This is a genomic window from Cyanobium sp. WKJ7-Wakatipu, assembly GCF_024345355.1.
GTDB lineage: Bacteria > Cyanobacteriota > Cyanobacteriia > PCC-6307 > Cyanobiaceae > Cyanobium_A > Cyanobium_A usitatum.
This window is the reverse complement of the sequence record NZ_JAGQAY010000008.1, coordinates 77,655-98,479: the sequence shown is the minus strand read 5'-3', so window position 1 is coordinate 98,479 and position 20,825 is coordinate 77,655. Positions and strand designations below refer to the sequence as shown.

Here is a 20,825-nt window from a genome sequence, read left to right as displayed (position 1 = left end):
GTGCCTGCCATGGCACCACCACCTCCATCTCAGAGAGAAACTTCTCCCGTTTGGTCTGCTTCTTGGCTGTTGTGAGCTCGTAATCCGAGAAGCCAAGCTGCTTGCCGCCCATCAACCCAGTCCTGGCAGGCGGTTACAGGCTCATTTTCGCGCAGATAGGCTGGGTTTTCCAGAGTCTCCTTAGTCACGTTTTAGTGAAATGGAGCGTCCAGGATTGAGGGGTGGATTCGCCCCAAGCGGCTCCTCCCCACCTCACCTCACCCCACCTCACCTACATCCATGAACCTCTTGCACACCTTTTTGCCTAGAGCCGGAAAGCGCCCTGCCTCCCTGCTTCTGGCAGGCGCCTTGTTAACCATGGGGTTGGGTGGGGCCGGTGCTGCGGCCTTCGCCGAAGGCACCAGTTACGGAAGGCGCCCCAACCCTGAGCGCCGCGAAGCGATGCAACGCCAGCAGGCCGAGGCGATGGCCAAATTGAGCAGCCAGGAGCGCCAGGCTTATTTCGCTGCCCGCCGGCAGCTGGAGCAGCGGGTTTCCGTCGAACGCTTGGACCAACTGAGCCAGGCCGAGCGCTGCATGGTGCCGGCCCTTGGCGTCGATGCCTTGCAGACCTGCCAGCGCAACCTGCAGGACCAGGCGATGGAGCAGCGTCGCCGCTGGATGACCGAACGGGCCGAGCTTCAGCGCCGCTTTGGCTTGCCTGGCAGGGACAATGACCAGCGCCAACAAAAAAAGGGGGCCTGAGCCCCCCTGTCGCGGTCAGCCTGGATCAGGCCACTTCCAGATCAGGCTTCATCTAGTGCTGCTACGCCGGGAAGAACCTTGCCTTCCAGCAGCTCCAGGCTGGCGCCACCGCCGGTGGAGATGTGGGACATCTTTTCGGCTACGCCCACCTTTTCCACGGCTGCCACGGAGTCGCCACCGCCGATGATCGTGCAGCAGCCCTTGCCGCTCAGATCGGCCAGGGTGTGGGCGATGCCGTTGGTGCCGGCGGCAAACTTGTCGAACTCGAACACGCCCATGGGGCCGTTCCAGATCACGGTTTTGCAGTCGGCCAGGGCTTCCTGGAAGGCTTTGAGTGAGTCGGGGCCGATGTCAAGGCCCATCCAGCCATCGGGGATGGCGTCGATCGACACGGTCTGGCTGTTGGCGTCGGGGGCGAAGTTGTCGGCCAGCACCACATCGGTGGGAAGCAGTAGCTGCACGCCCTTGGCGGCCGCCTTGGCCTCGAGCTCCTTGGCCAGCTCAAGCTTGTCCTCTTCCACCAGGCTCTTGCCCACCGCTAGGCCACGGGCTTTGTAGAAGGTGAAAATCATGCCGCCGCCGATCAGCACCTTGTCGCACTTGTCAATCAGGGCCTCAAGCACGCCGATTTTGGAGCTCACCTTGGAGCCCCCCACGATCGCCGCCAGGGGGCGCTTGGGCTCGTCGATGGCCCCCTGCAGATACTGCAGCTCCTTCTCCATCAGGTAGCCGGCCACGCTGGGGCTGAGCGCCTTGGTGACGCCCTCGGTGGAGGCGTGGGCCCGGTGGGCGGCGCCGAAGGCGTCGTTCACGTAAACATCGGCAAGGGCGGCCAGCTGGGCAGCGAAACCGGCGTCGTTCTTCTCTTCTTCAGCGAAGAAGCGCACGTTTTCGAGCAGCACCACATCGCCTTCGGCCATGGCTGCCACCTTGGCTTCGGCTTCGGGGCCGATGCAGCTGTCGGTTTTCACCACGGGCTTGCCGAGCAGCTCGCTGAGGCGGGCAGCCACGGGGGTGAGGCGCATGGCTTCGTTCACCTGGCCCTTGGGACGGCCGAAGTGGGCCGCCAGGATCACCTTGGCGCCCTTGCTGCTCAGGTCATTGATCGTGGGCAGGGCGGCCCGGATGCGGGTGTCGTCGGTGATGGCACCGGCGTCATCTAGCGGTACGTTGAAGTCAACCCGCACCAGCACGCGCTTGCCGCGGAGCTCATCGGCCGAAAGGCTGGCCAGGGATCGCTTCGCCATGGGTTATGGAATAACTGAATTGCCGGGGGAGATTAGCCCCCGCGGGCCCCAGCCAGCCCAGGCTTCGGATTCCCCCCTGCCATCCGCCCTGGCCGGGCGACGAATCGACCCCCAGACTGAAGCCAAGGGCTTGCATCTGCCCAGCCGCATTACGCCCCATGTTTGACACCGTTCTCTTTCCCATCGACCGGAGCCGCCAGGCGATGGAAACGGCTGCGGTGGCCTTGAAACTGGCCCAGCAGCACGACAGCACTCTGTTTTTGCTGTCGGTAGTGGAGCCCGAGCAGGACGACCCAGAGGCGGTTGCTGCCCTGCTGCAGCAAGCCCGCGCTCGCTTTGAAGAGGCCGGCGTGAGCTGCCAGGTGATTGAGCGGGAGGGCAAGCCCGCCTTCGTGATCGGCGATGTGGCAGATGAGATCAATGCTGACGTGATCGTGATGGGCACCCGCGGCATTGCGATCGAGAGCGATCAGCAGAGCACCGCCGCCCGGGTGATCCAGCTGGCTCCCTGTCCGGTGCTGGTGGTGCCCTGATGCCCCAGACGCTTCCGCTCAGCGTCAACGCTCCAGCGATTCAGTGGTACCCAGGCCACATCGCAAAGGCGGAGAAAGCCCTCAGCGCCAACCTGGCCAAGGTGGACCTGGTGATCGAGGTGCGTGATGCCCGCATACCCATGGCCACCTCCCACCCGCGGCTGCAGCGCTGGATCGGCAATAAGCAACACCTGCTGGTGCTCAACCGGGTCGACATGATCCCGCCGCCGGTGCGGCAGGCCTGGACCGCCTGGTTTCGAGCCCAGGAGCAGACCTGCTGGTGGTGTGACGCCAAGGCCGGCACCGGCGTTAAACAGCTGCAGCAGGCGGCGATCCGAGCCGGCGTGGCCCTCAATGTTCGCCGGGCGGGGCGGGGCATGAAGCCACGGCCGGTGCGGGCGCTGATGCTGGGCTTCCCCAATGTGGGTAAATCGGCCTTGATCAATCGGCTGGTGCGTCAGAAAGTCGTAGACAGTGCCCGCCGTGCCGGTGTGACTCGCAGCTTGCGCTGGGTGCGGCTGGGCCAGGACCTCGACCTGCTCGACGCCCCCGGCGTGCTGCCGCCCCGCCTCGACGACCAGCAGGCAGCCCTGCGCTTGGCCTTGTGCGACGACATCGGCCAGGCGGCCTACGACAACGAAGCCGCAGCCCGGGCCTTCCTGCAGCTGCTCACCCTGCTTGAAGCCGAGCCAGCTGCTGGCGTGCCGGCTGGGCTGGTGGGCCAGCGCTATGGCATCCCCCTGGGTGTGCTGCCCGGCGGCGGCCCGGATGTGGAGGGCTGGCTGGTGACCGCTGCGGAGCGCCACACCAGTGGCGACAGCCTGCGCATGGCCACCAAGCTGCTCGATGATTTTCGCTGCGCTCGCTTGGGGGCCATTGCGCTTGAGCTGCCGGTTTTGACTCCTTCATGAGCGAATTTGGTGAGGGCGAAGGTGAGCTGCTGACCCTCACCTATCCCAAGCCGCTGCCGATGCGGCTGGATCGCTGGCTGGTGGCCCAGCGGCCGGAGCAGAGCCGCGCCCGGATTCAGAAGTTCATCGAGGCGGGCTACGTGCAGGTGAACGGCGTCACGGGTCGGGCCAAGACACCCCTGCGCCAAGGCGACAGTGTGGCGCTGTGGATGCCGCCGCCCGAGCCCCTTCCCTACCTGCTGCCCCAGGCGATGCCGCTTGATGTGCTGTTTGAAGACGCCCACCTGATCGTGCTCAACAAGCCCGCCGGGCTCACGGTGCACCCGGCCCCTGGCAACAAGGACGGCACCCTGGTGAATGGCCTCTTGCACCACTGCCCAGATCTGCCCGGCATCGGCGGCGAGCTGCGGCCCGGCATCGTGCATCGGCTCGATAAGGACACCACGGGTTGCATCGTCGTGGCCAAGAGCCAGGAGGCCTTAGTGAAGCTGCAGGTGCAGATCCAGAAGCGCATCGCTTCTCGCCAGTACCTGGCGGTGGTGCACGGCCAACCGGCTGGCGACTCCGGCACGATCGTCGGGGCGATCGGCCGCCATCCCGTCGACCGCAAAAAATATGCCGTGGTTCACGACGATTCGGGGCGTCATGCCTGCACCCACTGGCGCCTGGTAGAGCGCCTGGGGGATTACAGCCTGCTGCGTTTCAAGCTCGACACCGGTCGCACCCACCAGATCCGGGTGCACTGCGCCCACGTCGGTCACCCGATCGTGGGCGACCCCACCTACTCCCGCTGCCGCAAGCTGCCGCTCGAGCTGCCTGGCCAGGCTTTGCACGCCGTGCAGCTGGGACTTGATCACCCGATCACCAAGCAGCGGCTGGTGTGCGAAGCGCCGCTACCGGAGGCGTTTGAGCGTTTGCTGGCGGTGCTCAGGCGGCGCTAGGCAGGGTCACGCAGCTATGGGCAGTCGCGGGCAGGCTTCTACCAGGATTCGGGTGATGGCGGTCTGGGGATCGCTCAGCAGCCGGGAGCCGGGGCCCTCCTCCACGATCTTCCCCCCCTCCAGCACCAGCACCCGGTGGCAGAAGCCACTGGCCACCGACAGGTCGTGGGTGACAAACAGCATCCCCAACCCCAGGCGCTCCTGCAGCTCCCGCAGCAGGGCCAGCACATCTGCCTGCACCTCGGCATCCAGCATGCTGACGCTCTCATCGCAGAGCAGCACCTGGGGCTCCAGGATCAGGGCACGGGCAATCGCTACCCGTTGCTGCTGACCACCAGAGAGTGTGCGGGGCAGACGGTTTTCAAAGCTTTCCGGGGGGGTGAGCCCCACCGCTGTCAGCAGTTCGCGGGCGCGTTGACGGGCCTGGGAGCGGTTGGCCAGGCCGTGGATCAGCAGGGGATCGGCAATCGCCTCACCCACCACCATCTGGGGGTTGAGGCAGGCCAGCGGGTCCTGAAACACCATCTGAATGCCGCGCCTGGCCTGGCGCAGGGCTCGGCCCCGCAGGCTGAGCAGGTTTGTGCCCTGCAGCCGCACCGTGCCACCCCGCACCGGCGCCAGCCCCATCAGGGCGCGGCAGAGGGTGCTTTTGCCGCAGCCGGAGGCTCCCACCAAGCCGATGGTTTCGCCCTGCTGCAGGCGCAGGCTGACGCCATCCACCGCCTTGAGCCAGCGGGCTTGCCAGGGCAGGGATGGCAGTGGATGCCAGCTGCGCAGCTGCTCGATTTCCAGCAGTAGCGGTGCTGGCGGTGGCGGCAAACTTTCGGCGCCCTCCCGCTCCCGTGCCTTGGCCACCAGCCGTTGGGCCAGGGCGGAGGCGGGGGCCATCAGCAACTGCCGGGCTGGCGCCTGTTCCACCAGGCGTCCCTGATCAAGTACGGCGATCTGGTCGCACCAGCGGCCCGCCATGGCCAGGTCGTGGCTGATAAGCAGCAGGGCGCTGCCCGCTTCGCGGCAGAGGTTGCTGAGCTCAGCCATCACCTGGCCGGCTACGGCCACATCTAGGCTGGTGGTGGGTTCATCGGCGATCACCAGCGGCGGCTCCAGGGCCATCGCCAGGGCGATCGCTAAGCGCTGGCGCATGCCGCCACTGAATTCATGGGGATAGCTGCCGTAGCGCTCCGGGCCGATGCCCACCCGGATCAGAAGGGTTTCCGCCCGTTGTCGCACCTGGCGCCTCTGCCAGCGGGGCCGGTGGGCCGCCAGGGTGTCGGCCAGGTGATCGCCGATCGTCAGCAGTGGGTTGAGGCGGGTCATCGGGTCCTGGAACACCAGCCCCACCGCTTCACCGCGCAGTTGGCGCAGGGCCGGACGGGCCATTTGGCTGGGGTCCTGACCCGCTAGCAGCAGGGAGCCGCTGCACTGGCTGCCCGGGGGCAGTAATTGCAGCACTGCCCGCGCCACGGTGCTCTTGCCGCAGCCGGAAGGACCCACCAGGGCCAGGCGATCGCCGGCCGCCAGGGTCAGGTTCAGGCCGTCGAGGGTGGGGCGCTCCGCTTCGGGATAGCGCACCACCAGGTTCTCAATTGCGAGCACGGGGCTGGTCATGGCCACCAGCTTGGCCCCACTTGCCTACGATGAGGGGAACCCGCAGGCTTAAATGCTCAGGGCGGCCCCAAATCTGGATGCAACGGCCGTAGCCACTCGAGTGGCGGCCGCTCCAGCTCTGGTGCGCAAGCCAATCCGCACTCCTGCCGACTACGGCGTGCCCCTGCCGGACTGGTTGCAGCGCTGCATCGAGCATGTGCCGCCGGGGCAGGAGGTGAAATGTTCCAGCGATGCCGAGGCTCTGCTGGCCTCCGCTTTTGACTTCGCCTACCAGCTGCACGAGGGCCAGTTTCGGGCCAGTGGCGAGCCTTACATCATTCATCCGGTTGCCGTTGCCGACCTGCTACGCGATATCGGTGCCAGCGCCGGCGTGATCGCTGCGGGCTTCCTCCACGACGTGGTGGAGGACACCGAGGTCACCGCTGAGGAGATCGAACAGCACTTCGGCGCCGAGGTGCGGGCACTGGTGGAGGGGGTTACCAAGCTCGGCGGCATTCATTTCACCAACCACACCGAAGCCCAGGCTGAAAACCTGCGCCGCATGTTCCTGGCCATGGCCAGCGACATCCGGGTGGTGCTGGTGAAGCTGGCCGATCGGTTGCACAACATGCGCACCATCGCGGCGCTCAAGCCCGAAAAGCAGTTGCGCATCGCCCGGGAAACCCGGGAGATCTATGCCCCCCTGGCCAATCGCCTCGGCATTGGCCGGCTGAAGTGGGAGCTGGAAGATCTGGCCTTCAAGATCCTCGAGCCCGAGGCCTACCGGGATGTGCAGCAGCAGGTGGCCACCAAGCGCAGCGAGCGCGAGGAGCGCCTGGCGGTCACGGTGCAATTGCTGCGCGACCGGCTTGCCGCCGTGGGCTTGGCCAATTGCGAAGTAAGCGGCCGGCCCAAGCACCTTTATGGTATCTGGAGCAAGATGCAGCGCCAGCAGAAGGCGTTCCACGAGATCTACGACGTGGCGGCTCTGCGGATTCTTTGCCCCAACTTCGAGGGTTGTTATCGGGCTCTTGCGGTGGTGCACGACACCTTCCGGCCGATCCCGGGGCGCTTCAAGGATTACATCGGCTTGCCTAAGCCCAATGGCTACCAATCCCTGCATACGGCGGTGATCGGCCGGCATCGGCCGATCGAAGTGCAGATTCGCACCACCGACATGCACCAGGTGGCCGAATACGGCATTGCTGCCCATTGGAAATACAAGGAGGGCGGTTCGCCTGCCGCCTCTGGAGCAGATGCCGAGCGGTTCAACTGGCTGAGGCAGCTGGTTGATTGGCAGAAGGATGACGGTGGCACCGACAGCAACGACTTCCTGCGCTCGATCAAAGAAGATCTCTTTGATGAGGAGGTGTTTGTATTTACACCCAATGGCGATGTGGTGGGTTTGCGTAAGGGTTCTACGGCCGTAGATTTCGCCTATCGCATCCACTCGGAAATCGGCAATCACTGCCAAGGTGTGCGCATTAATGACCGGCTATGCCCGCTCGCTACGCCTCTGCGGAATGGTGACTTCGTCCAGGTGGTTACCGCCAAGACGGCCCACCCAAGCCTCGACTGGCTCAATTTCGTGGCTACCCCCACGGCCCGTAATCGCATTCGCCACTGGTATAAAACCAGCCACCGCGAAGACAACCTCCAGCGCGGCACCGAGATGCTCGAGCGCGAGCTCGGCCGCGATGGCTTCGATGCCCTGCTCAATGGTGAGGCGATGGCCAAGGTGGCCCGCCGCTGCAATCTCACCTGCACCGAAGACCTGCTGGCCTCCCTCGGCTTTGGTGGGGTCACCCTGCATCAGGTGCTCAACAGGCTGCGGGAGGAAATGCGCCTGGCCAGCGAAGCCTCCGCCCCCGTGCTCAGCAATGAGCAAGTGGCGGCCAAGGTGGCGGCCCACGCTGCCCAGGTGGAGCCCCAGGCGCCGGTGGGTGGTGGTGGAACCAGCTCAATCCTCGGCCTTGAGGGCCTCGATTACAGGCTCGGGGGCTGCTGCAGTCCCCTGCCTGGCGAGCAGATTCTTGGGGCGGTGGCTCTCGGCAACCATGGCATCACCATCCACCGCCAGGACTGCTCCAATGTGGCCCAGGTGCCGGCCGAAAGGCGGCTGCCGGTGCGCTGGAATTCCGCCTCCGAGACGCGCCCGCGCCGCTACCCGGTGCAACTGCGCATCGAGGTGCTCGATCGCGTTGGGGTGCTTAAAGACATCCTCACTCGCCTTTCCGATCACCGCATCAACGTCTGCGATGCCCGGGTGCGCACCAATCCCGGCAAGCCAGCCCGCATCGATCTGCGGGTGGAGCTTGAGAGTTCCAGCCAGCTAGCCAGCACCATTAATCAGATCCGCTCCATGGCCGATGTGCTCGACATCGCTCGCACGGGAATCGGCTAGGGCAGGGTGAAGCCCGAGGTGTTGAGGTGCTTGAGGTCGAGCATCACCAGCGTCAGCCACACCAGCAGGGCCAAGCCGCCGACGGCGCCGAAGCCAAGCAGCAGGGTCGACATTGCTGAGCGCGGAGATCCCTTGCCGTTCGTCACGAGTACCCCTGGATTGGATCTGATTCTCTCACTGCTGGGGCGTTTGCCTCCTAGCGGTGAGCTGGAGGCGCGGCTGGCGCGGTCGTGATGTCCGCTACAGCGTGTCTTGGAAGGCCCAGTTACAACCTGCCCATTCCCCGGATTCCCCACCATGACCTCCGAGCAGGCGGCCCAGCTGATAGACGACACCTTGGACCTGGTGCACCAGCGGCTCCAGGACCTGCAGGCCCAAGCCCTGCCCCGCGAGCAGCACGCCTTGGCCGAGGAATTCCGCGAATGGCGCCATCCCGTTGGCGGCCATATCGATTTGATGGTCTTTCCCGGCCTGGCCAATCCCTGAGCCGGGTGCTCGATCTGCGGGCGCTTTGGCGCTGAAATGGGGTCATGCCAGACCCCGCCGGATTTGCTGACACCATCGCCGCCGTGGCCACCGCCGTGGCCCCGGGGGAGGGCAGCGTCGCGATCGTGCGGATCTCCGGGCCCGGGGCGGAAGCCATTGGTCAGCAGCTGTTTGTGGCCCCAGGCAGCCAAAGCTGGGACAGCCACCGGGTGCTTTACGGCCATGTGGTGGATCCTGCTAGTGGCGAGCGGCTCGACGAAGCCCTGCTGTTGTTGATGCGGGCCCCCCGCAGCTTCACCCGGGAAGACGTTGTGGAACTGCACTGCCATGGCGGCCTGGTGGCGGTGCAGCGGGTGCTGGAGCTGGTGCTGGCGGCTGGGGCGCGGCGGGCCCTGCCGGGGGAATTCAGCCAGCGGGCGTTTTTAAACGGCCGGCTCGACCTCACCCGCGCCGAGGCGATCAGCGAAATGATCACGGCCCGCAGCCGCCGGGCGGCCCAGCTGGCCATGGCTGGCCTCGACGGCGGCCTGCAGCTGCGCATCGGCGCCCTGCGCGAGCGGTTGCTCGATCAGCTGGCGGAGCTGGAGGCGCGGGTGGACTTCGAGGAAGACCTACCCCCCCTCGATGGTGCGGCGGTGACCGCGGAACTGGAGGCGGTGCGGCTTGAGCTGGAGCAGCTGTTGGCTGAGGCGCGCCAGGGGGAGCTGCTGCGCCGGGGCCTGAGGGTGGCGATCGTGGGCCGGCCCAACGTGGGCAAATCCAGCCTGCTCAACCTGCTCAGCCAGCGAGAGCGGGCGATAGTGACCGACCTACCGGGCACCACCCGCGACCTGCTGGAAAGCGAGCTGGTGCTCGACGGCGTGCCGCTCACCCTGCTCGACACCGCCGGCATTCGCCCCACCAGCGACCGTGTTGAGCAGCTGGGCATCGAGCGCTCCCGCCAGGCCCTGGCCGCCGCTGATGCGGTGCTGTTGCTGTTTGATCTGGAGGCGGGCTGGAGCCTGGAGGATCAGGCCCTGCGGGAGCTGGTGCCCGAGGGCGTCGTGCTGCTGGTGGCAGGCAACAAGGCCGATGGGGCTGGCCTGCCGGTGGGTCTGGTGCCCCCGGGGGATGGGGAGCCGGCAGATGTGCGCTTCAGCGCCCTCACTGGCGCCGGCCGCGACGAGCTGGTGGCGGAGTTGCTGCGCCGCTGCGGAGCTGGCTGCCTTGAAGGCGTGCAAGTGGCACTCAATGCCCGCCAACGGGATCTGGCGGCGGCGGCAGCCCTGAGTCTGGGGGCGGCCCTTGAGGCTGCGGCGCAGCAGCTGCCCTGGGACTTCTGGACGATTGACCTGCGCGCCGCCGTGCGTGCCCTCGGCGAGATCACTGGCGAGGCGGTTAGCGAGGCGGTGCTGGATCGGGTGTTTTCGCGTTTCTGTATTGGCAAGTAGGGCTCTTACAAAACTGCCTCTTGCCAAACTGCAACCATTTGATGGTGTGCGTCGATGGCCAGCCCCCGCGCCCTGCTCGCTGCCGTGGCTATTTGCGCTGGCCTGGTGCCAGGGGCAGGAGCTGCTGAAAAGTCGGCGGCGGCGGCCCTGGCCCAGTGCAAAGCACCAGCGGCTGGCACCTTTGTGGTGCTCGGGAGCGGTCAGCACCGGGGTGAACCCACGGCCCTGATGATGCAGGAGCGCTGGTTTGCCGATGGCCGTATCGAAGGGGTGCGCTACCTGCGGGAGGGGCGCCGTTTTACGGAAGATCGCTACAGCGGTCAGGTGAAAGCCGATGCCAACTGCTGGGCCCTAGTGGAGCGCCAGGGTTCGGCTGGTGCCATGGCTGACGCGGTCGCCCTGGATGGCCTGGGCCGGCCGCGCACTTCACTCGTGGTGGCACCTATTGAGGTGCTGTCGTTGCGCTACGTGGCCCAGGCGCCAGGCGCTTGCCGGCCGGAGCAGCTCGATGGCCTGGTCACCAGCCAGCAGCAGGGCCAGAGCTGGCTTGCCGGCAGTTGGCAGCCCAATGCGGTGGTGCAGCGGGAGTGGTGGCAGGCAGGGGCAGTTCAGGGCCTGGCGTTGTCCAGTTACGCCGGCCGCCAGGACCGGGCCACCTACAGCGGCAATCTCAAGCTGGCTGCCAGCTGCCTGGGTTCGATGACCCAGAGAGATTCTGCGGGCGCCGCCTACAACTACAAGGTGGTGTTGCTAGCCAATGGTGGCGGCTACGTCTACCTGCAGACCGATCCAGACAACCTCACCCTCGGTTTGCTGCAGCATCAGCGTTGAGGCCGCAGACCCCAACGGGTTGCCAGGAACACCAGGGCCATCACTCCGTAACCGAGGGCCCAGCTCTGGCCCACGCCCCAGCCCAGCTGCAGCACGGTGTCGGAGCTGGTGAATTGCCAGGCGTGGATCACACCAAACCAGGACAGCACGGCTGCGATGGCTGCGCAGGCCGCCGCCGCCAGCAGGCGGGCCTCGATCACGTACACGAGCATGCCCGCCAGCAGCATCGCCGTGATGATCTGGCCTTGCTCAAGGGCGAAGGCCCCGGCGGCCCATACATCGGCCTGGGCCAGGGGCGCCAGCATGGCTGGTCCAAAGGGGTTGGCGGCCGTGCCGCTGCCACCGGCCCGCAGCCCCGCTTTCAGCATCAGGGCGCCCCAGCCGGCCAGCCCGGGCAACAGCCCCAGGGCCACGGCCGGAGCATGGCGAGGCGGCGTGGCCTGGAAGGCCTGGGCAGCTATCACCAGGCCGATGTAAAGCACGATCGCCATACCGGCCTCAATCGGCACCAGTTGGCCGACCACTCCAAACAAGCCCAGCAGGCAGGCGGCGCCCATCACCACGCCATTGAGCCAGGAGTAGCCAATGCGGGCGCCCATGGCCTTCCAGCCCGGGTGGCCGATGTAAATGGTGGTGGGAAAGCAGGAGCCCAAGGTGGCGGCGGCCAGGGTGCCGATGCCATTGATCAGCATCGAGCTGGGCACCGGATAGCGATCGCCGGCGGCTTCGGCGCTCTCCAGGTTTTGCAGCGAGCCGATCACATTGAAAAGTCCCATCGGCACGATCACCCCTAACCAGGGCACTAGCTGGCCGCGCGCCTGCCACAGGTCTGCCAGCTGCAGCTTGGGTATGTGGAGCCCAATCAGGGCCGTGCTGCTCTGCCAGCGCACCGGATCGAGGTCGATCAATCCATTGGCCCAGGCCAGGGCGATGCCCAGCAGCACGGCCACCAGGCCGGCGGGCACCGGCCAGCGCACCGGGGCGTAGTAGCCCACCAGGATCACGGCCAGCACTGCCAGCCCCACCACCGGTTGGGCGTAGGTGCGCAGCAGGAAGCCCAAGGCGATGTAGCCGAGGGCAATGCCAGCCAGGGTGGAGAGCAGGGCTGCGCGAGGCAGCCAGCGCTGCAGGCTGTTGCCGATGAAGGCACCGGAGCATTCGATCAACCCCGAACCCAGGCAGGCGATCAGCCCGGCTCGCCACGAGAGGGTTACCGCTGCGGCTGGATCCAGGCCCTGGCTTATGGCCGTCAGCTTCACCGGCAGCATCACCAGAAACACATAGGCGAACAGGCTCACCGTGTTGATCCCGTAAGGGAGGGCGGTGCGGTCGTCGCGCCCCTCGCGTTGGTCGAGTTGAAAGGCCTGGCGGGCGTAGGCCAGGTTGCCCACCACCAGGCTGATGCCAGTGGCAGGCAGGATCGCGCCAAAGATCAGGCTGTCGGGATAGCCGAGTACGCCGCGGCAAAGTGCCACGATCAACAGGATCTGGATCAGGTTGTCGAGCCCGAGGCCGAGGAAGCCGTCGAGGTCACCGCTAGTCCACCAGCGGGGTTTGGTCATGCCAGCGCTCTGATGCGAACTGCCCATCAGACTGGCACCACCCATCATGGGAAGGCCTGCTCCGGAGGGGTAATGCCTGCTGCCCATCTGCCCTTCACCCCCGAGCTGGAGCTGCAGCTGCGCGCCTGGCTGGCAGAAGATATCGGCCGCGGCGATCTCACGGCTGCGGCCCTGGCTGGTCGCCCTGGCCGGGCTCACTGGCTGGCCAAGGCGCCAGGGGTGTTTTGCGGCGGGGTGCTGGTGGAGCCGCTGTTCCGCTTGCTGGATCCGGCGCTGCGGCTGCAGTTGCTGGTGGCTGATGGTGAGCCGGTGGTGGCAGGCCAGCGCTTGCTGGAGCTGGAGGGTGGGGCCGCTGCCCTGGTGGCCGGCGAGCGCACGGCCCTCAACTTGGCGATGCGTCTTTCCGGCATTGCCACCGCCACCGCCGCCCTGGTGGCCGAGCTCGAGGGCACGGGCGTGCGCCTTGCCGACACCCGCAAAACCACGCCGGGTCTGCGCCGACTTGAAAAGTACGCCGTGCGCTGCGGGGGCGGCAGCAACCACCGCCAGGGCCTCGATGACGCCGCCATGCTCAAGGAAAACCACCTGGCTTGGGCGGGTGGGGTGGAGGTGGCGATTGCGGCGGTGCGGGCCCATGCTCCTTGGCCGGCCCGGGTGATCGTGGAGGCGGAAACGGCGGCTGAGGCGGCAGCGGCGGTGCAGGCGGGCGCCGATGGGGTGCTGCTGGATGAATTCCTGCCGGCCCAGTTGCGGCAGCTGGTGCCCGAGTTGCGCAGCTTGGCCGGCGGCCGCCGGCTGGTGCTGGAAGCCTCCGGCGTGCAGCCCGAGCAGCTAGGCGACTACGCCAGCAGCGGCATCGACCTGATCTCCACAAGCGCGCCGATCACCCGCAGCGCCTGGCTTGATCTCAGCATGCGGTTTGATTTTTGAGCCCAGTTGGCAAAGCTGCGTTGGCAGTGGCGCCGAGCCTCTGCATACTTCTGATAGTTCATGTCGAGGTTGGGTGGCAGCACCAAAGCGCAGCTTTTCCAAGCGCAGCTCTCGCTTAGCTGGCCTTGGTCGCCGGCTGGCTGCTGGCGTGGGAGCTCTCGGCTTGCTGGCCGCAATGCCGGCGGCGGTCCAGGCCCAATCCCAAACCAAGCCCCAGCTGGAGGGGGCGGTGGAGCGAGCAGCGCGCAGCGGCCAGCTGGTGCTGAGTGGTTTCGCCGACGTCCCACCCCTAATGATGGTGAGCCCCCAGGGCCAGCCCTCCGGCTACGGCATCTTGGTGGCTGAACGCATTGCCGCTGAGCTCAGCCAGGCCGTGGGCCGTCCTGTGAGTGTCCGCTTTGCGGCGGTCAGCGATCCGGCCAGCCTGGTGAACAGCATCACCAGCGGCAAGGCGGATCTCGCCTGTGGCCTGCCGTTCAGCTGGGCGGTGGACATGCAGGTGGATTTCTCCCTGCCGATCGGCCTTTCCGGCGTGAGACTGCTGGCGCCCAGCGGGCGTTTTGATGGCAGCCCGGCCGCTCTGGCGGGACGGCGGATCGGGGTGGTGCGCCAGTCGCTTGGTGAAACCGAACTGCGGGGCATGCAGCCCAAGGCCAAGCCCGTTGCCTTCGACAGCCTCAAGGCTGCCGTGGCCGCGATGCAGGCCGGCAGCGTCGATGGCGTAATTGGCGACACGATCGTGCTGGCGGGGCTGGTGCGCCAGCAGGGGCTGCCAGGTTTAGAGCTCAGCCCGGCTTTGCCATACGAGGCCTATGCGGTGAGCTGTGTGCTCGCCGAAAACGACTCGGCCTTCCGCAACGTGGTCAATCTGGCGATTGCCCGGCTGCTCCAGGGCTATCTAGATGGCCAGCCAGACACGGTGACTGCCGTGAACCGCTGGCTCGGTCCAGCGAGTGCTCTGGGATTGCCTGAGTCTGCGATCCGCGCCAGCTTTGAGGCTGTGCTGATGGGGGTTGAAACGATTCGCCCCGTTCTTGAAGGTCAGGCTGCTTCGACCGGTCGCTGATCCCCTCGCTGAAACCCTTTTTGCAGTTGTTATGGCGTTCTTGAACCGCTCCCATCTCTTCGGCCTGTTGCTGCTGGCCTCCCTGCCCCTCGATGGGGCGGCGGCCCTGGCCTTGGCTAGCGCCCAGCATGAGCCTTCAGCCCAGGACCAAACCGCAGTCAAATCAACCTCCCTCAGCATTGAGGAGCGGCTCAGCCGAATTGCGGCAGCAGTGCAGGAGCGCGATGGCACCGAAGCCTCTGGTTTGCCCGATGACGCCGTGTCCTATGTATTCGTCAACGGCGGGGGCATGGGCTGGGGCAACGGCGGCTTTCGTAACGGCGGCTTCTATAACGGCGGTTTCAATAACGGGGGTTTCAATAACGGCGGCTTCCGTAATGGCGGCTTCCGCAATGGGGGCTTCCTAAATGGTGGTCGCTACTGGCGCTGATCGCTCCCCTAGCTGCTGAAGTGGAAAACCAGGCTTACGGCCCCGTGCGGTTGCTGGTGGTGCAGCCCACCCCCTACTGCAACCTCGATTGCGATTATTGCTATCTGCCCGATCGGGGTGATCGCACCCGGCTCTCACTTGAGCTGCTCGAGGTGGCGGTGGAGCGGGTGCTCGATAGCCCCTATTTCGAGGGGCAATTCACCCTGCTCTGGCATGCGGGCGAACCTCTTATGGCGCCTATCGCCTTCTACGACCAAGCCAGTGCGCGCCTGCTCCAGCTGCTGGAGCGGCGCGGCCTGCCCGCCAGCACGATCGTCCAGTCGCTGCAGACCAATGCCACCGTGATTAATGGGGCTTGGTGCGACTGCTTCGAGCGCAATGACATTCATGTGGGGGTGAGCATGGATGGCCCTGCCTTCCTGCATGACGCCCACCGGGTTACCCGCACCGGCTTGCCCACCCATGGGGCGGTGATGCGGGGGATCGACTGGCTGGTGCGGCGCCAGATTGCTTTTCAGGTGATCTGTGTGCTTACCGCCGACGCCCTCGACCATGCCGATGGCCTGTTTGATTTCTTCCTCGAGCACGGCATCACCGACGTGGGCTTCAACATGGAGGAAACCGAAGGGGAAAACGCCGCCTCCAGCCTCAAGGCCCCGCGCGCGGAGCAGCGCTATCGGGTGTTTTTAGAGCGGTTTTGGCAGCGCTGCATGGAGCAGCCAGGGAGTCTGCGCCTGCGGGAATTTGACGGGATCGTGAGCCTGGCCTGCAGCAATGCCCGCATGGCCCAAACCGACATGAATGCTCCCTTCGCGATCGTCAATGTGGACGCCCGCGGCAATGTGTCGACCTTTGATCCGGAGTTGCTGTCGGTGCCCACCGCCGAATACGGCGATTTTGCTTTTGGTCATGTCTTGCACGACAGCCTGGAAGCCATCGCCGCCACTGACAAATTGCAGCGGGTGCTGCAGGAAATTCGCTCCGGTGTGGAACGCTGCCGCCAGGAGTGTGAGTACTTCGGGCTTTGCGGGGGTGGTGCGGGCAGCAATAAATACTGGGAGCACCGCAGTTTCGACTGCACCGAAACCCAGGCCTGCCGCTATCGCATCAAGTTGGTGGCCGATGTAGTGCTGCAGGGAATGGAGGCAGACCTCCAGCTGGCTGGGGAGGGATGATCAAAGCAAGTGCCTGCCGCCACTGCGGCCCACCGTTGCCATGCTGACCGTTCTCCACGCCCTGCAGGGCCAGCTTCTGGCAGCGATGCAGCGGGCCTTCCCGGAGGCGGGCCAGCCCCTCGATCCCCAGCTTGCGCCAGCGTCTAAGCCGGAATTCGGCGACTTCCAGGCCAATGGGGCCCTGCCCCTGGCCAAACCCCTGGGCCAGCCGCCCCGGGCTATTGCCACGGCGATCGTGGAGCAACTTACGGCCGATCCCGCCTTTGCCGAGCTCTGCCTGGAGCCCCAGATTGCTGGGCCCGGCTTCATCAACCTCACCCTGCGGCCCGAGCGACTGGCGGTGGAGCTGCAGGCCCGCCTTGGCGACCCGCGCCTGGGGGTGCCAAAGGTGGAGCTGCAATCCCCGGTGATTGTGGACTTCTCCAGCCCCAACATCGCCAAGGAGATGCATGTGGGGCACCTGCGCTCCACGATCATTGGTGATGCTCTGGCGCGGGTGCTGGAGTTTCGCGGCCATCCGGTGCTGCGGCTCAACCATGTGGGCGATTGGGGCACCCAGTTTGGGATGCTGATCACCCACTTGAAGCAGGTGGCGCCAGAGGCTCTCACCATGGCCGATGCGGTGGATCTGGGTGATCTGGTGTCCTTCTATCGCCAGGCCAAGGCCCGCTTCGACGACGACGAAAGCTTCCAAAACACCTCCCGGGAGGAGGTGGTGAAGTTGCAAGGGGGCGATCCGGTGTCGCTTAAGGCCTGGGGATTGCTGTGCGACCAGAGCCGCCGCGAATTTCAGAAGATCTACGACCAGCTCGGCATCCGTCTCACCGAGCGCGGCGAATCCTTCTACAACCCCTACCTGCAGGCTGTGGTTGACGACCTCAGGGCTGCCGGGCTGCTGGTGGTTGATGCCGGCGCAGGTTGTGTGTTTCTTGAGGGGGTGAGTGGCAAGGACGGCCAGCCCCTGCCGCTGATCGTGCAGAAGAGCGATGGCGGCTTCAACTACGCCACCACCGACCTGGCGGCGATTCGCTATCGCTTCGCCCCTGGACCGGGCGGCGATGGGGCCAGCCGGGTGATCTACGTGACCGATGCGGGCCAGGCCAGCCATTTTGCTGGCGTGTTCCAGGTAGCCCAGCGGGCGGGCTGGATTCCCTCCCACTGCGGCGTCGAGCACGTGCCCTTCGGTTTGGTGCAGGGCGACGATGGCAAAAAGCTCAAGACCCGCTCCGGCGACACGGTTCGCCTCAAGGACCTGCTCGATGAGGCGGTGGAGCGCACAGAGGCTGATCTGCGTCAGCGCCTTGCCGATGAGCAGCGCAGCGAAGACGAGGCCTTCATCCAGCAGGTGGCGACCTCCGTGGGCTTGGCGGCGGTGAAGTACGCCGACCTCAGCACCAATCGGATCACCAACTATCAGTTCAGTTTTGATCGGATGTTGGCACTTACGGGCAACACGGCGCCCTATCTGCTCTATGCGGTGGTGCGCATCGCCGGCATCGCCCGCAAGGGCGGCGATCTGGGGTCTGGCGCCGTTGCTTCACTCACCTTCGGCGAAGCACAGGAGTGGGCGCTGGTGCGGGAGCTGCTCAAGTTTGATGGGGTGATTGCCGAAGTGGAGCAGGAGTTGTTGCCGAATCGGCTTTGCAACTACCTGTTTGAGCTCAGCCAGGTGTTCAACCGCTTCTACGACCAGGTGCCGGTGCTCAAGGCCGAGGAGCCGGCCCGCTCTTCCCGCTTGGCCCTGTGTCGTCTCACCACCGACACCCTTTCTCTGGGTTTGGGTCTGCTTGGTATCCCCACCTTGGAGCGGATGTGATGGAGCTTGTGCGTTCAATAAGTCTGCCTTTAAAATTACGTCCGATTGCCCCACTGATTGTGTTTCGGTTAAGGCCAATTAGTTGGCTGCCCGTCTATCAAGTTCTGGCACGCTGCCTGTTAATTGATGCAAGATGTGCCATCGTGCCGAGCCAGGGGGCTTTGCCTGAAGAGGCAAAAACTGTTCGGAAAATGCACAGATGCCATGGCAGTCTGCCTTAGTAGCTGATTGGGGAAATGGCAAAACTCATTATTTCGCTAACAACTATTCCGCCAAGGTTTAAGTATGTGCAAGAGTGCTTATGGTCTTTGCTTGTCCAGACGGCAGAGGTGGCAGCCGTAAACCTTTATATACCTCGGGGCTACAAGCGATTTAGCTATGCAGAATCGGATCTCCCTAGGCTGCCAAAGGGCGTAACTCTACGCGTAGTTGATAAAGATCTTGGTCCTGCGACAAAAGTTTTACCGGCTTGTCGAGAATATCGAGGCCAAGATGTCAATATACTTTTCTGTGATGATGACAGGATCTACGATCGTGAATGGGCGCAAAGATTTGTGGATGCTTCCAAAGAGCGACCAGATTGCGTAGTCTGTGATCGAGGAAGACACCTTTCGCATCCACACTACGCAAATAATATCAATTGGGTTTCGCATCGCTGTCCACAGGCAACGCCAATTCGTAAGGGCTTTAGGTATAGGACTCGAAGAATTTTGAGCTTGGGTCAATGGAAATCATTAAAATGGCTTAAATCTGGGTATATTGATATTTTGGAGGGATGGGGTGGGGTAATGGTTAGGCCTGAATTTTTTGATGACTTTGCCTGGCAAATTCCAGACATTTTATGGACAGTTGACGATGTTTGGCTTTCAGGCTGCCTTGAGATGCAAGGAATCCCAATTTGGTTGAATGCTAAATCCAAGCCGGTCGTAAATCAAACTTCGAGAGAAGTTGAGCGGTCAGCTCTAATCAATTTTGTCTACAAAGGTCATGATAGAAATGCAGCAAACAATGAATGTGTAGCTTATTTCCGTCAAAACTTTGGTATTTGGGGTGGTTAAAGCAAGTATTCGCCTGGGTGGATTAACGTTGCACCGGAGTGTTGGCGGTCGAGTCGTTATCATAGCGAGCAGCACAGTATTTAAAAAATACTTCCAGCGCTATAAATAAGCTGTAAAGAAAGCCTTCGGCGCCGCTGAGGAATGACATTTTGATAAAGTAAAGCTTTAGAAAGCGAGGAATGGCATGCATTAGGCCGGCTATCACGCCGATATTCTTTTTTGACTTCCTCAGGCTGATTGCCGCTAGTTGTGAGTATTGCCCAAGCTTGAGCAGGCTTTGATATACAGTTCTGCGAGAATAATGGATGAGCTTAGTGTTGAAAATATGAGTTATTTCGGGGGCTTTAAGCACGGCATTTTCGTGTACTTGGCCCCTAAACTCGAGTATGTCATGAATTTTAAAGAGTCGGGCTACTCCTTTTGTCTGGTGAATGCCTTGCAGGCGCTTCCCAAATACGAAATCATCCCACCGAATCAAGCCTCGATTGACCGCTCCTTGCTTAACAATTTCAAGGATTTCCTTGGCAAGGTTTGCTGGAATTATTTCGTCGCAGTCAAGAAAGAACACATAGTCTTTGCGGCAATATTTGAGTGCCCGATTGCGTTGAATTGCGAATCCCTCCCAGTCGGCATAGCTGTGCACCTCCGCGCCTAGGGAGCGAGCGATCAGCAAGGTGTCGTCGCTGCTGCCTGAGTCAATTACAAGGATCTGTTCGGCAAAGCTGGCAGATTCAAGACAGCTTGTAATCATGCTCGCCTCATTGAGAGCAAGAACTACAATGGTTAGGTTTGTTGACTCGCTTTTCTTATCAATTTTGTGCGTTTTGCTAAGCATTTGCTTGATGGTGAACAACGCGGCGAAGTTTTTGCTCTTGCGTCCAGCATCCTTGTGGCTTATCAAGATATTGGAAAAACTTGTTTGAGAAGTTTCCCTGCAAACAGGTGTGTTGAGCTAGGCGCCAGGTGTGACTCTTGTTTGCAAGAATATCCTGAAAGACGGATGGGCCTGTTATGTCGTAGACGTTGTTGCTTTGCGAGTTTTCGATTCGATAAAACACCTCGTCTAGCAATGCTTTGATATTTGGATTCGCGGGGGCACTTGCAATAAAGTAGTTAGTGGCATCTTTGCTTTTGTAGCGCAGAAAAATTTCAGATGTCCCAGCTTCGATAAATCGATCCAGTGGCCAGATAAAGTGAGAGTCAATATCCATGTAAATGCCACCGTGTTTGTAGAGCACCATTAAGCGCCAGACGTCTGCTTGGGCGGCCCCAATGGTTAGCCGGCTGTAAAGTTCCGTGGGTTTGCCAGGGAAGTTTTGCTCTACAAAAGCAAGACGATCTTCGGTAGAATGGAAACAGTATTGGTAGCTTCTAGAGAGAAGCCGATTCCAGCACCAAGCAGCCTTAATGGGCAGGCTAACTTTATTGGTGTAGTTAGTTTGCCAGATTGTTTTGGGGATCAGCGTCGCAGTTGATTGGCGATTGTCTTTAACTATTCCTCCTGAGCTGGTTGATATGGACGCGCTATTTTCTAGTTTGAAGCGTTGTTGCGGTAATAGCCAGTAATGTAGATAAAAAAGGGGGCGCATCGCGTTGGCTACGAGTTTGACCACGCGACCGGCAAGGAAGGCGGTGAAGTCATCGCGTTTGGATTGCCGAGACAAAAGTTCATTG

The 20,825-nt window shown here is 63.2% G+C and carries 19 protein-coding genes and 1 pseudogene; 14 read left to right on the top strand and 6 right to left on the bottom strand.

The features are described 5' to 3' along the window. Positions 1-112 (bottom strand): annotated as a pseudogene (locus KBY83_RS07110) (IS5/IS1182 family transposase); the annotation flags it as partial. A 167-nt stretch (positions 113-279) separates the two neighbouring features. Between KBY83_RS07110 and KBY83_RS07105 the strand changes: the two are divergent. After that, on the top strand, positions 280-744 hold the full coding sequence (locus KBY83_RS07105; protein WP_255018923.1) for a hypothetical protein: 465 nt from the start codon (positions 280-282) through the stop codon (positions 742-744). Positions 745-785: 41 nt separating this feature from the next. Here KBY83_RS07105 and KBY83_RS07100 read toward each other — a convergent pair whose 3' ends face one another. Beyond that, positions 786-1,991: a phosphoglycerate kinase gene (locus tag KBY83_RS07100; RefSeq protein ID WP_106632897.1), complete on the bottom strand. Its 1,206-nt coding sequence runs from the start codon at positions 1,989-1,991 to the stop codon at positions 786-788. A gap of 158 nt (positions 1,992-2,149) precedes the next feature. Between KBY83_RS07100 and KBY83_RS07095 the strand changes: the two genes are divergently transcribed. From KBY83_RS07095 to KBY83_RS07085, 3 genes are read left to right on the top strand one after another with little or no spacing between them, the layout of a single operon-like run. Next, positions 2,150-2,524: a universal stress protein gene (locus tag KBY83_RS07095; protein WP_255018922.1), complete on the top strand. Its 375-nt coding sequence runs from the start codon at positions 2,150-2,152 to the stop codon at positions 2,522-2,524. Beyond that, on the top strand, positions 2,524-3,435 hold the full coding sequence (gene ylqF, locus KBY83_RS07090; RefSeq protein WP_255018921.1) for a ribosome biogenesis GTPase YlqF: 912 nt from the start codon (positions 2,524-2,526) through the stop codon (positions 3,433-3,435). The genes KBY83_RS07095 and ylqF overlap by 1 nt, the downstream gene beginning before the upstream one ends. Further along, the gene (locus tag KBY83_RS07085; protein ID WP_255018920.1) at positions 3,432-4,376 is read left to right on the top strand and encodes an RluA family pseudouridine synthase; all 945 of its coding nucleotides are present in this window, start codon (positions 3,432-3,434) and stop codon (positions 4,374-4,376) included. Before ylqF ends, KBY83_RS07085 begins: the two co-directional genes overlap by 4 nt. A 6-nt stretch (positions 4,377-4,382) precedes the next feature. Here the strand turns inward: KBY83_RS07085 and KBY83_RS07080 are convergent, their stop codons facing one another. Beyond that, positions 4,383-5,984, bottom strand: coding sequence for an ABC transporter ATP-binding protein (locus KBY83_RS07080; RefSeq protein ID WP_255018919.1), 1,602 nt, complete (start codon positions 5,982-5,984; stop codon positions 4,383-4,385). 52 nt (positions 5,985-6,036) lie between these two features. Between KBY83_RS07080 and KBY83_RS07075 the strand changes: the two genes are divergently transcribed. The 4 genes from KBY83_RS07075 (at position 6,037) to KBY83_RS07060 (ending at position 11,114) form a co-directional block, all read left to right on the top strand. Further along, positions 6,037-8,367, top strand: a complete 2,331-nt coding sequence (locus tag KBY83_RS07075) for a bifunctional (p)ppGpp synthetase/guanosine-3',5'-bis(diphosphate) 3'-pyrophosphohydrolase (protein WP_255018918.1) — start codon at positions 6,037-6,039, stop codon at positions 8,365-8,367. 297 nt (positions 8,368-8,664) lie between these two features. Beyond that, positions 8,665-8,853 (top strand): hypothetical protein, encoded by a 189-nt coding sequence (locus tag KBY83_RS07070; protein ID WP_254931775.1) that lies wholly within the window; start codon positions 8,665-8,667, stop codon positions 8,851-8,853. A gap of 44 nt (positions 8,854-8,897) precedes the next feature. Further along, on the top strand, positions 8,898-10,283 hold the full coding sequence (gene mnmE / locus KBY83_RS07065; protein ID WP_255018917.1) for a tRNA uridine-5-carboxymethylaminomethyl(34) synthesis GTPase MnmE: 1,386 nt from the start codon (positions 8,898-8,900) through the stop codon (positions 10,281-10,283). Positions 10,284-10,337: 54 nt separating this feature from the next. After that, positions 10,338-11,114, top strand: coding sequence for a hypothetical protein (locus tag KBY83_RS07060; RefSeq protein WP_255018916.1), 777 nt, complete (start codon positions 10,338-10,340; stop codon positions 11,112-11,114). Here the strand turns inward: KBY83_RS07060 and KBY83_RS07055 are convergent. Continuing rightward, positions 11,105-12,676: an NCS2 family permease gene (locus tag KBY83_RS07055; protein ID WP_255018915.1), complete on the bottom strand. Its 1,572-nt coding sequence runs from the start codon at positions 12,674-12,676 to the stop codon at positions 11,105-11,107. The genes KBY83_RS07060 and KBY83_RS07055 overlap by 10 nt on opposite strands. Before the next feature lie 72 nt (positions 12,677-12,748). Here KBY83_RS07055 and nadC point away from each other — a divergent pair, with 72 nt between their 5' ends. The 6 genes from nadC to KBY83_RS07025 all read left to right on the top strand — a co-directional run bounded on the left by nadC (position 12,749) and on the right by KBY83_RS07025 (position 19,151). Continuing rightward, the gene (nadC, locus tag KBY83_RS07050; RefSeq protein ID WP_255018914.1) at positions 12,749-13,606 is read left to right on the top strand and encodes a carboxylating nicotinate-nucleotide diphosphorylase; all 858 of its coding nucleotides are present in this window, start codon (positions 12,749-12,751) and stop codon (positions 13,604-13,606) included. 73 nt (positions 13,607-13,679) lie between these two features. Beyond that, the gene (gene grrP / locus KBY83_RS07045) at positions 13,680-14,672 is read left to right on the top strand and encodes an extracellular substrate binding-like orphan protein GrrP (protein ID WP_255018913.1); all 993 of its coding nucleotides are present in this window, start codon (positions 13,680-13,682) and stop codon (positions 14,670-14,672) included. A 40-nt stretch (positions 14,673-14,712) separates the two neighbouring features. Beyond that, positions 14,713-15,102, top strand: coding sequence for a GrrA/OscA1 family cyclophane-containing rSAM-modified RiPP (gene grrA / locus KBY83_RS07040; RefSeq protein ID WP_255018912.1), 390 nt, complete (start codon positions 14,713-14,715; stop codon positions 15,100-15,102). A 20-nt stretch (positions 15,103-15,122) separates the two neighbouring features. Continuing rightward, positions 15,123-16,277 carry a cyclophane-forming radical SAM/SPASM peptide maturase GrrM/OscB gene (gene grrM / locus KBY83_RS07035; protein WP_255018911.1) on the top strand — a complete coding sequence of 385 codons (1,155 nt, stop codon included), beginning with the start codon at positions 15,123-15,125 and terminating at the stop codon, positions 16,275-16,277. Positions 16,278-16,317: 40 nt separating this feature from the next. After that, a complete protein-coding gene (gene argS / locus KBY83_RS07030; RefSeq protein WP_255018910.1) occupies positions 16,318-18,093 on the top strand; it encodes an arginine--tRNA ligase in 1,776 nt (591 codons plus the stop codon). Between the two features lie 236 nt (positions 18,094-18,329). Continuing rightward, on the top strand, positions 18,330-19,151 hold the full coding sequence (locus tag KBY83_RS07025; RefSeq protein ID WP_255018909.1) for a glycosyltransferase family A protein: 822 nt from the start codon (positions 18,330-18,332) through the stop codon (positions 19,149-19,151). 22 nt (positions 19,152-19,173) lie between these two features. Here KBY83_RS07025 and KBY83_RS07020 read toward each other — a convergent pair whose 3' ends face one another. Further along, positions 19,174-20,004: a glycosyltransferase family 2 protein gene (locus tag KBY83_RS07020; protein ID WP_255018907.1), complete on the bottom strand. Its 831-nt coding sequence runs from the start codon at positions 20,002-20,004 to the stop codon at positions 19,174-19,176. Beyond that, entirely contained in the window at positions 19,979-20,815 is an 837-nt protein-coding gene (locus KBY83_RS07015; protein ID WP_255018906.1) for a glycosyltransferase family 32 protein, read from the bottom strand. The genes KBY83_RS07020 and KBY83_RS07015 overlap by 26 nt, the downstream gene beginning before the upstream one ends. Positions 20,816-20,825 lie beyond the last annotated feature (10 nt).